This window comes from uncultured Maribacter sp. (assembly GCF_947500985.1).
Lineage (GTDB): Bacteria > Bacteroidota > Bacteroidia > Flavobacteriales > Flavobacteriaceae > Maribacter.
The window spans coordinates 1-11,596 of the sequence record NZ_CANMTX010000005.1 but is presented as its reverse complement, the minus strand read 5'-3'; the positions used below and the strand labels follow the sequence as shown (position 1 = coordinate 11,596).

Here is an 11,596-nt window from a genome sequence, read left to right as displayed (position 1 = left end):
AGGTGAAAATGATACAGTTTTTAAAACATGATAATTGTCAGTTACTACAATTATAAGCTTGTTTAATTTTGTCTAAGATTAATTTATGAAGCTATGGAAAGTAGATGTGAAAATTGCATTATCCGACAGTTTAATTCGCTCCGTGCGTTAAGCAAAGACGAATTAAAAAAGGTGGCAGACTCTAAAACCTCTAAGAAGATTAAAAAAGGAGAGGCTTTATTTATAGAGGGGCAGAAGCTTGATGGTGTATTTTGCGTACGTGATGGAGTTTCTAAGTTGTCTAAATTAAGTAGTAATGGTAAAGAACAAATTGTAAAATTGACCAATAAAGGTGAGATAATGGGGCAGCGTTCTGTAATTGCAGAAGATTTTACCAACTTAAGTGCTACCGCTATTAATGATATGGAGGTTTGTTTTATACCTAAAGAGATCATTACAAATACATTGAATACCAACCCTTATTTTTCTTTAGAAGTATTGCGACATATGGCGCATGATTTAAAAGAAGCAGATGATGTCATTGTAAACATGTCTCAAAAAACTGTTAAACAACGTTTGGCAGAGGCATTTGTTTATTTGAAGAAAAATTATAGTGAAGACGAAAATGGATTTCTATTATTGACACTTAGTAGAGATGATTATGCAAATATTGTTGGTGCGGCAACAGAATCTTTAATTCGTATGATTTCTGAGTTTAAGAAAAAAGGACTCATAAAGACAGAAGGTAAAAAGATTGGAATCGTAGAAGAGGAGATGTTGCAGGAACTAGCTGACGGATTTTAAATTTTTTAGTATTCTGATAAATGTCATAGTTTCAGTTCTGTAGGGAGGCTACATTTATCATCAAATGATGTGTCTCATTTATGAAAAATATATTAATACCGACTGATTTTTCACTAGCAGCATGGAATGCTATAAAGTATGCCTTGCAATTATTCGCAGAATCTGAATGTGTATTCCACTTTTTAAATGCCTACACTCCAGAATTACATAGTAACCGCTTAATGGCGGGGAGAGTATCAGATGCCGCCAAAGATTATTCTGCGCAAACAGCATCAGAAAAAGCATTGAAAAAAAACCTTCAACGCGTCAAAAAAGAGTATAAAAATCCGCTTCATAAGTATAAAACGATATCTAGCTTCTCAATGCTTATTGACGAAGTGAAAGAAGTAGTAGAAAAACAGCACATAGATTTTGTAATTATGAGTGCCAGCGGTGGTTCAGATGATGAATCTATTTTCTTGGGAAGAAATACGGTAAGAATATTAAACCATGTCGATAAATGTCCGGTAATGGTAATACCGCCAAGGGCAGTTTTTGAAAACTTACATTCGATTTCTGTTGTATCAGAACTCAACCATTTATTTAAGAGCGATGAATTAAGCCCGGTAGTAGAATTTGCACGGTATTTTAATAGTACGGTACAAATTGCAAGTATTCAAAATGCGATGCCTCAGATCACAGAGTTACAACATATAAATCATGAGATTATAGCTGAAAAACTAGGGTCTATATATCATAATTTCTACAAATTAGATACCGAACATTCTTTAACAACCACTTTAAAAAGGTATGTTGATCATACTAATTGTCAGCTACTTGTTATGTCTAACAATACAAATAGTTATTTAAGAAAATTGTGCAATGATTATATTATTGGTAAATCAATTTTCTGCTGCCATGTGCCAATGTTATCATTACAATTAATTGAAAATAACATCAGTATCAGTCATTAAGATCTTCCTTTTAGATAATTATTAGCGAAGTGTTCATCACAAAATTTTAGGCATTACTTAATGCTTTGATGAATGCTATCAATTAATTCTAAATATCTTTATAGCCAAATAACCATAATACAACCAAAAAGTGAGCGCGGTAAACGAGAAGAAAGTAGCAGCATTAGAAGCGGTAAAATATATAAAATCTGGAATGACCGTTGGTCTAGGCACTGGGTCTACTGCATTTTATATGATAGAGGCAATAGGCGAAATGGTATTAAACGGATTAAAAATCAAAGCCGTTGCAACTTCTGACGAGACTGAAAAATTGGCAAAAAAACTGGGTATACATGTGATTACCCTTGCAGAAGCAAAAAGATTAGATGTTACCATTGATGGTGCCGATGAGGTCGATGAAGACTTTCAATTGATCAAAGGCGGAGGCGGAGCGTTACTACGTGAAAAAATCGTCGCCCATAATTCTGATATGAATATTATTATTGCAGATTCTTCTAAGAATGTTGCTAAACTAGGTAAGTTCAAATTGCCTATTGAAACGATACCCTTTGCTACACAACTTATTATTAAGGAATTAGAAGCAATGAAATTGTCTCCTGTACAGCGAAAGAGGGGTGCTGACGATTATAAAACCGATGAGAATAACGATATCGTTGATATTGATATTTGGGATACCGATATAAAGCTAACCGATTTAGAGCAGCAATTAAAAACAATACCAGGCATCGTAGAAACCGGTTTATTCTTAACCACTACCAATTTGGTTATTATTGGCAAAGGGAAGAAGGCTATTGTAAAAAAGAGATAGTAGTTAACTACAGTAAAATTCACAAACTATGCAAGATGAAAAACATTATGGTACGCGGAGTAATTGGTTGCGAGCGGCAGTACTTGGTGCTAATGATGGTATTTTGTCTACAGCAAGTTTGGTAATTGGTGTCGCTGCTGCAAGCACAACTAGAGAACCTATAATTTTAGCAGGCGTTGCAGGTTTGGTTGCAGGTGCCTTGTCAATGGCAGCAGGTGAATACGTATCTGTTAGTTCGCAAGAAGATTTAGAAAAAGCCGATTTAGCTCGCGAAATGAAAGAGTTAGAAGAAATGCCCGAAGAAGAACTTAAAGAACTCGCTTTAATTTATGAAGAGCGCGGTTTAGATTCAGATTTGGCATTACAAGTTGCTACACAATTAACCGCACATGATGCCTTGGGTGCACATGCTAGAGATGAACTGGGTATTAATGATATTACACAGGCAAATCCGTTATTGGCAGCATTGTCATCTGGTGCATCTTTCGTTTTCGGCGGATTGCTACCTGTGCTGGTAGCTTATTTTGGTCCGTTAGAGCAAATGGAATATGTGCAATATGGTTTTGCTGTTCTGTTTCTAGCGGTGTTAGGTGCTATTGCAGCAAAGGCAGGCGGTTCAAATATTCTGACAGCTGTTTTAAGAATTAGTTTCTGGGGTACGGTAGCCATGGTTATCACTGCATTGATCGGGCATTTGTTCGGGGTAAATGTAGCGTAGTGCTATTTTTTACTAGCTATGGGTGAGGTAATCGATTCAAAATCTTTCATAGTAGCATCACCACGTAATACATCCGCTAAAAATTCATAAATCAATTCAGGAAATTTAAATCCGAGAGACGCCCATTCGTGTCCGCCTTCTTCATTGAAATACACTTTATAATTCCCATCAATCTCAGAAAGGCGTTCGGCAATAGCTTTAGGTCCGTTAATTTGTAAATAGCCAACATCCGTAGGTTTACAAAATCGATGTGCATTCGTATCATAAGGCACCACGGAATCTTTAACTCCGTGAAAAAATAGGATAGGCGTCTTATTGCTGGCATCAATATAATTTTCATCTAACACAGCGCCAGACAAACTAACTACTCCGGCAACATTGGCATTGGGGTAGGGCAGTCTTTTAAAACGATAATCGTATCGCATAAACTGATAGTTCAAAACGGTTTCGGCACCGGCACTACTACCGATCAAGAATATTTTTTCAGGATCAGCTTTAAAGGGTAATGAATCTTTCGTTATGTAATTAATAGCCTTAGAAAGATCGGCAACCGCCTCTACGTAGGTATCAATTTTTATAGATGTTGGGCAATCGCACCCAAAAGATTTCCCTTTTCTAGAAAGTCTGTAATTTATTGAAGCTACGTTAAATCCTTTTTTAGCTAGGTAAGTACTCAATCTTTTTTCATCGCCACCATTCCGTTGTCCGGCTGTAAAGCCACCACCATGCACCAAAACAACTGTTGGTTTAAGTTCTATGCCATTAGATGGGATAGTATAAAAATCAAGTTGTAGGGTATCGGCATAATTATAAGTTTTCATTTGAACGGCATCAAGTTTGGAGTTTGAATCTTATGCAAATGCGGGACTAACGGTAGTAAAGAAACCAAATAATATAATGCTGTAATTGAAGATATGTAAAACTATTTTTGAGGTCATAAGCGTAATTATAGTGTTTTGGTGAGCATCCGAAATAAACAGAATACCATAAAAACGTTACATAACAAAGGTTGTCAGTTTTATAAAAATTTGAATTCGATAAAAACTTACAGTAATACGTCTTCACTAAAAATGCATAAAGCGAGCAAATGTACAGCGTAAGTGTCTTACTTATAGTAATTAAAGGTGAATTGCGTTAAAAAATGATTTATAGAATGTTTTCGAAAACCCTTTCGTTACATTATTTATGCGAAACTAGTGGTGTATGAGCGCTTATGACTTGAATTCTATAGAATTATGTTGGGCGAAATATTTTAATTAGCGCCTTATATAAAGTATCTTTGGGAGAGATTTTAGTAGATCATAAAATAAACACGAACCTGAAAAATAATCTAATAATATAATGAACAAGGAACTAGATCAATTAGCAGCCGATAATATAAGGGCATTAGCTGTAGCGATGGTAGAAAAGGCAAACTCTGGACATCCAGGTGGCCCAATGGGAGGCGCAGACTACATGCACATTTTATATTCTGAATTTTTCAACTACGATCCTTCTGATATGAAGTGGCCGTTTCGTGACCGTTTTTTCATGGATGCTGGGCACTTATCTACTTTAATGTACGCTCAGTATTATTTATTGGGTAATTATGAAAAAGACGATGTAGCTAATTTTAGACAATGGGGATCGGTAACACCGGGCCACCCAGAAGTTGATGTTGCAAGAGGTATAGAAAACACATCTGGACCATTAGGTCAAGGTCATACTATGGGTGTTGGTGCTGCAGTAGCTGCTAACTTTTTGAAAGCACGTTTTGGAGATTGGATGAACCATAAAATTTATGGTTTTATTTCTGATGGTGGTGTACAAGAAGAAATCTCTCAAGGTGCAGGTAGAATTGCAGGCCACTTAGGCTTAAGCAATTTTATCATGTTCTATGATTCTAATGATGTTCAACTTTCATCTAAAACAGATGAGGTAACTTCAGAAGATACAGCTAAGAAATATGAAGCATGGGGATGGAAAGTTGTAACTATTGACGGCCATGATCATGATCAAATAAGAAAAGCACTTACAGATGCTAATGCAGAAACAGATAAGCCAACATTGATTATCGGTCAAACGATAATGGGTAAAGGATGTGTAACTGCAGACGGTACCACGTACGAAGGGTATACAGAACTACATGGTAAGCCAATTGGCGATACAGGTGCAGATTATGAAAAAACTTTAGCGAATTTAGGTGCAGACGTAGCGAACCCTTTTGATATCTATTCAAAAGTAGAAGAGTACTACGAAGGTATTATCAATAAGAAGAAAGACGAAGCACAAGCTAAGAAAAGAGAGATCGATGCATGGCGTTCAGAGAATGCTGAGCTTTCTGCAAAATTAGATGGCTTCTTAGAAGGTAAATTACCAGAATTAGACTTCAGTTCTGTAGCACAGAAAGAAGGTCAGGCAACTCGCGCAGCTTCATCTAACGTTTTAGCGTATTTAGCGCAAAATGTAGAGAATATGATTGTATCATCTGCAGATTTGTCGAACAGTGATAAAACAGACGGATTCTTAAAGAAAACACACATTTTAAAGAAAGGCGATTTCTCTGGCGCATTCTTACAAGCAGGTGTAGCAGAATTAACAATGGCAACTATGGCAAACGGTATCGCACTTCACGGTGGGGTAATGGCAGTAGTAGCAACATTCTTTGTATTCTCTGATTATATGAAGCCAGCAATACGTTTAAGCTGTATTCAAGAATTACCGGTGAAGTTTGTTTGGACACATGATGCCTTTAGGGTAGGAGAGGACGGACCAACACACCAACCAATTGAGCAAGAAGCACAAATACGTTTGTTAGAGAAATTAAAGAACCACAGCCACGAGCAAAGTTTCGTAGCATTGCGTCCTGCAGATTCTCAAGAAACCAACGTAGCTTGGAAAATGGCAATGGAAAACCAAAAAACGCCGACCGGACTTATTTTATCTCGTCAAGGGATAAAAGATCTTCCTGCAAAGAGTGGTAACCGTTATGAAGAAGCATTAGGAGCTGAAAAAGGAGGTTACTTGGTACAAGAAGTAGCAGATCCAGATGTAATATTGATTGCAAATGGTTCTGAGGTAGCAACATTGGTAGCTGCAACAAAATTATTGGAAGAAAAAGAAGGATTAAAAGTGAATATCGCTTCTATACCTTCAGAAGGTATATTTAGACAACAGTCAGAAGCATACCAAGAAGCAGTGATTCCGCCAAACAAGCCAGTTTTCGGACTTACAGCAGGTTTACCAGTAAACTTAGAAGGATTAGCAGGAGCTAACGGAAAAGTGTTCGGTTTAGAGCATTTTGGTTATTCTGCACCAGCAACGGTACTTGATGAAAAATTCGGATTCACCGGTGATCAAGTATACCAACAAGTAATAGATTTTTTAAAGTAAACGATTTTTAGGTTTTACTCCTAAAGACATTCATTATAAATTAAAAATTAGAAAAAGATGAAATTTTTTATAGATACAGCGAATTTAGACGAGATCAAAGAAGCTCAGGATATGGGTATTTTAGATGGTGTTACAACAAACCCATCTTTAATGGCAAAAGAAGGAATTACAGGTGCTGATAATATTTTGGCGCATTACAAGAAAATATGTGATGTAGTTGACGGTGACGTTAGTGCTGAGGTTATTTCTACTGATTATGAAGGTATGATTGCAGAAGGCGAGAAGTTGGTTAAAATTAGCCCACAGATCGTAATTAAAGTACCTATGATCAAAGAAGGTGTAAAAGCAATTAAGTATTTCTCTGATAAAGGATACAGAACTAACTGTACATTGGTATTCTCTTCTGGTCAAGCATTATTGGCTGCAAAAGCAGGTGCAACATATGTATCGCCTTTCATTGGTCGTTTAGATGATATCTCTACAGACGGATTAGGATTGATAGCTGATATTCGTTTGATCTATGATAACTACGGTTACGAAACTCAAATTCTTGCAGCATCTGTACGTCACGTAATGCATATTATAGACTGTGCTAAAATTGGTGCCGATGTTATGACAGGTGGTTTAAGTTCAATTGTTGGACTTTTAAAGCACCCATTGACTGATAGCGGTTTAGCTAAGTTCTTGGCAGATTACCAAAAAGGAAACTAAGTTGTAAGATGTAGTCTATTGATATAAAAAACCATCACTGAAAAGTGATGGTTTTTTTTGTTTTATATTAGTTGGGATATAAGATGTATATAGTAACTTGTTACTATATACAATTGTTGCCACACATTTAAGAAAATGCAAAATAAAATATTAACCATAGTATTTCTAATTGGAATTTTAAGCGCTGTAAGTGCTCAAGACAACGTGGACAAAAATGAAATGGTGGGATTTGCTTGTTTTTCTGAGGGGAGCGAATCTAAAACGGTAAAAAAGTTTGCGAAAAAACTTAATGGCGGAAACTATAAATGGATTTCGAAAAAGTTGAATTCAGGAAATAATGCGGAAAAGTATATGTCAGTTATCACTCTTGAAAAACTGACTGAACTCGAAAAGTACAAACTCAACCAAACGGAATTGAATTTGATTTCGAAAATTAAAAAATCGACCGAATTAGTTTCAGTTTGTTCAGGTTGTACTTATTTCCAAAAGGTTGAACTGAAAAATATGTTTACGGACGAGAAACTAAGTATGGGCAGTTATTGGCTAAATTATCATTTGAAAACGGAATAAAAACGTGTGGCAACAATGCCTATAATTAATGTGGGGTTTAGGTTTTTACGCTAAGGTCTGTGTATATTTATGAGGTCGCAAAATCTTTAGGATTTTGCTTTAGACAAAAAAAATAAAACAAAACAAAAAGATTTGGCTACGAGCTGTGGCGCAATGGGAATTGTAAATCCCCGCCCCACACTAATCATAGCCGAGCCGTTGTGCGGCATGCACTCACTCATGTACAAATATGAACGAAAAAGAAAAATTCCCAACTCCTTCACAATTTTATAGAAATAGAAGACCTGAATTTTTTTCAGATTCTAAAACAGAATCCAAAGTTCTATTAACTAAAGAACAGTTAGCTTTTGAAATAAGTCAAATTTCGACGAACCAAAAACATGATAGTTTTGAAAACCTTTGTCGCAGATTAGCTGAAAAATTAATCACTCCAAATTTAATTCCACAAGTTGGACCTACAGGTGGTGGAGATGGAAAAACAGATTCAGAAACATATCCAGTTTCTAACTATATTTCTGATAGATGGTTTATCAGTGAAAATAAGTGGAACGAAAATGAGAATTGGGCATTTGCTATAAGTGCAAAAAAAGATTGGAAACCAAAAGTTAAATCTGATGTAAAAAAAATTGTTGAAACTAATAGAGGTTACACAAAAACATATTTTTTTTCAAATCAAAAAATACGTAGCAAGGATAAAAAAGAAACTCAAGACCTACTTAATGAAAAATACGGAATTGAAATTATTATTCTTGATGCTGAATGGATAATTGAAAAGATTTATAGTAATCACCTTTTAAATGAAGTAATCGACAGTTTAAACCTATCATCTTTACATCTAGAAGAAAAGAAAATAGGAGCAAATGATTCGAAAAGGATAGAGAAATTATCTGAAATTGAAGAAACAATAAATAACTCAGATAGAACTTTTGAAGTTGACTTTCAATTAGTAGAGGATTGTTTAGAAAGTGCCATCTTATCTAGAATGATAGAATTGCCAAAGACAGAAGTTATAGGAAAATTCGAGAGAGCAAAAAGGTTTGTAAATAAATTAAATAGTGTACAGCAAGAAATAAGAATCCATTATCAACTTGCTTGGACATTAATCAATTGGTATGACGACTATAAATCTTTTTACGAAGAGTTCTTAATTGTAAAAAAATTAGTTCCAAATCATCCAAATTTAAACAATATAGAGTTTTATTTGAATCTTTTAAATATTCTTAAAACTGTATCATACATTGAAGAGGCGAAACATATACTTGTAATTGACATCGAAAAAGAAGAGCAAGATTTTATAGCATTCATTACTAAATGTGCTAAAAACAAAGAAAAACCATCTACTTCTCTCCTTGCTAAATTCCATTTATCATTCTTCCAGTTGAGAAGAAATATAGAAAATGGAATTTCAGTTTCTGATGAGCTGATAAAACTTAAAGAATACTTTAAATTAAGTGAAAAACATTTAGATATACCATTTGAGCAATTAAAGGAGTTTATTAATGTTTATGATAAAATTCTTCCTGACAATGAAGATTATGATGATTTGATTCTTGTAATTGCAGAATTAGAATCAACCAGAGTTTCAGAATTAGCTTCTGCTAAAATTTATTTGAATAGAGGAAGCACTAAATTAAAGAATGGTTTAAATAAAGAAAGTTTAATCTTCTTTGGAAAAGCTGTAAGAAAACTAGCAAAAGAAGAAACACAAGACGAATTTTATTTTTGCTTAATGTTATTAAGTGAAGCATATTCGAATCTAGGTTTATATTGGGCTGCTAATAATTGTGTGATTTCTGCTATTAACCTTTATATAAACGAATTCTTTACTACAGGTACAATTAATCGAAGACTATATAATAGTATTGAACAAATTTTAAAAAATGAGGTTATACTTGGTCGTATTCCTATATTACTTACTTGGTATGAATTATTTAACGTTATAAAATATTATTTCGAATCAGAAATAAATTTAGAAAATGAAGAAATCTCTATTGAAAACCTCATAGATGGTTGCCTTTCTACAAGGTTATTAAATACTGATTTTAAAAATTTCAAAGAATTATCAGATTTATCAAATATTTTAACTAAAAATGAACTTTGGCTAAGTTCTGATTCAGTTTTATATTTATTGGGATATGAAGATTTAATAGAAATTAACGAATCTAGAAGTCCTTCATATACAAGAGAAAATTTCAAAGAATTCTATAATAAATTAGCAAACCAACCTTTTGTAGAACAAATGGCTTTTGAGACTAATTTTTTAAATAAAAATGAGATAAGCTCCTACACTAGAATATTAGGAATAAAGTTTATCATTAATTCAAAAGATGATATACAGCTTTTAATTTTAGGAGAAACAATTTTTGCTTATTTAGAATCATTTTTAGCAACAGCTTTTGAGGATGCATTTCCATTATCTGAAAAAATCACGTTAAATATTAAATATGAGAAATTAGATAAATTCTTTGAAATAAAACATGATAGTAAAAACTTATTTGACTTATTCATTAATCAAAATTATGAGTATACTTCAAAAGACATACCTGAATTAATGGACGAATTAATACCCTTAATTATTGGAAGTAACTATTTGTTTAAAGATTATAAAGAGTTTTTTGAGAATTTATACAAAAATGACGAAGTTCATGAAAGATTAACTTTAATAGTTGAACATAAAAATTTCTTAACAAACACCTTAACTTCAAACCCAAAATTCTTTCTAAAAAATTGGGTAAAAGAAAGTAATAGAGACTTTCCTTTAAAAAGAATTTCAAATCCTATAGAAATATCTATATCTAATTTGGATAAGGATGAAAACAACAAAGAAAAACCAGATTTCAATTCTGCAACTCATAAAAACATGACCGCAGAAACAATAATTGACACTTATTTATGGGATAAAGCTACATGGAGAGCTTTTGGTTTTGTGGCAATGCCACAACCAAACCCATTTGGAATTATGCTAACTTTTGAAAATGAAGAGGCAGGAAAAAAAATATTTGAAAATTGGATAAAAGAATACGGTAAAATCGATAAAGAGGAAACAATTTCTATATCAATAATTAAAGGAATTAGAAAAGATAAACCATATTGGTATAAAGTTTTAGTAAGTAAGAATATTAAAAAAAATAAAATAAAAGATGGTGGTTTTGTTACTTTATCTAATCGTTTTCATAGAATGGAACCTACTAACAGTACCAATTTAGATAATCTTATTAATGGCTATAAACATTTTAATAAATACCTATTAATACCTGCATATGTTGATAAAGATTTTAATATAAAACCATTCCCTGAACTAGGAATACTTAAAACTAAATTGAAATTTATTAATGCTTGGGAAATTGGAATTCATGACCCTGAAAGTATGGTTATTACCGAAGATGACAAACCAATCATTCCTGCCAATACTGAAAATGCTCCAATTCTAGAATTATTGAAAGAAAAAAGAAAATGAGAAAAAAGCACGACCGCACAACAATGTATAAAAAACATTGGGCGTTCGTGCTTAACCGAAAGTTCTGGGCATATTAATAAAGTCCGCTAAATATAAAATTTGGCGTTTATAATGTAGGCTTCCCCTTATTGTAGGCTTCCCTAAAAATGTAGGCTTCCCCTTATTAGGACACCTCTAAATTCGATAAATAATTATTATTTAGGTCAGGTTTGATGAAGAATTTA

Annotated in this window: 9 protein-coding genes; 8 read left to right on the top strand and 1 reads right to left on the bottom strand. The window is 33.6% G+C overall.

The features are described 5' to 3' along the window. The first annotated feature begins 93 nt into the window (after nt 1-93). The 4 genes from Q0871_RS11970 to Q0871_RS11955 all read left to right on the top strand — a co-directional run bounded on the left by Q0871_RS11970 (nt 94) and on the right by Q0871_RS11955 (nt 3,262). Nucleotides 94-783, top strand: coding sequence for a Crp/Fnr family transcriptional regulator (locus Q0871_RS11970; RefSeq protein WP_299323470.1), 690 nt, complete (start codon nt 94-96; stop codon nt 781-783). A gap of 80 nt (nt 784-863) precedes the next feature. Beyond that, on the top strand, nt 864-1,736 hold the full coding sequence (locus Q0871_RS11965; RefSeq protein WP_299323465.1) for a universal stress protein: 873 nt from the start codon (nt 864-866) through the stop codon (nt 1,734-1,736). 130 nt (nt 1,737-1,866) lie between these two features. Next, nucleotides 1,867-2,544 (top strand): ribose-5-phosphate isomerase RpiA, encoded by a 678-nt coding sequence (rpiA, locus tag Q0871_RS11960; RefSeq protein ID WP_299323461.1) that lies wholly within the window; start codon nt 1,867-1,869, stop codon nt 2,542-2,544. Nucleotides 2,545-2,572: 28 nt separating this feature from the next. Beyond that, nucleotides 2,573-3,262 (top strand): VIT family protein, encoded by a 690-nt coding sequence (locus Q0871_RS11955; protein WP_299323456.1) that lies wholly within the window; start codon nt 2,573-2,575, stop codon nt 3,260-3,262. 2 nt (nt 3,263-3,264) lie between these two features. Here the strand turns inward: Q0871_RS11955 and Q0871_RS11950 are convergent, their stop codons facing one another. Continuing rightward, nucleotides 3,265-4,083, bottom strand: a complete 819-nt coding sequence (locus tag Q0871_RS11950; RefSeq protein ID WP_299323453.1) for a carboxylesterase family protein — start codon at nt 4,081-4,083, stop codon at nt 3,265-3,267. 520 nt (nt 4,084-4,603) lie between these two features. Between Q0871_RS11950 and Q0871_RS11945 the strand changes: the two genes are divergently transcribed. The 4 genes from Q0871_RS11945 (at nt 4,604) to Q0871_RS11930 (ending at nt 11,372) form a co-directional block, all read left to right on the top strand. Next, nucleotides 4,604-6,634 carry a transketolase gene (locus Q0871_RS11945; RefSeq protein WP_299323448.1) on the top strand — a complete coding sequence of 677 codons (2,031 nt, stop codon included), beginning with the start codon at nt 4,604-4,606 and terminating at the stop codon, nt 6,632-6,634. Between the two features lie 57 nt (nt 6,635-6,691). Beyond that, nucleotides 6,692-7,345, top strand: coding sequence for a fructose-6-phosphate aldolase (fsa, locus tag Q0871_RS11940; protein ID WP_073245215.1), 654 nt, complete (start codon nt 6,692-6,694; stop codon nt 7,343-7,345). Nucleotides 7,346-7,480: 135 nt separating this feature from the next. Beyond that, the gene (locus Q0871_RS11935) at nt 7,481-7,915 is read left to right on the top strand and encodes a hypothetical protein (RefSeq protein WP_299323439.1); all 435 of its coding nucleotides are present in this window, start codon (nt 7,481-7,483) and stop codon (nt 7,913-7,915) included. Between the two features lie 229 nt (nt 7,916-8,144). Continuing rightward, nucleotides 8,145-11,372, top strand: a complete 3,228-nt coding sequence (locus Q0871_RS11930) for a hypothetical protein (RefSeq protein WP_299323435.1) — start codon at nt 8,145-8,147, stop codon at nt 11,370-11,372. Nucleotides 11,373-11,596: the final 224 nt, after the last annotated feature.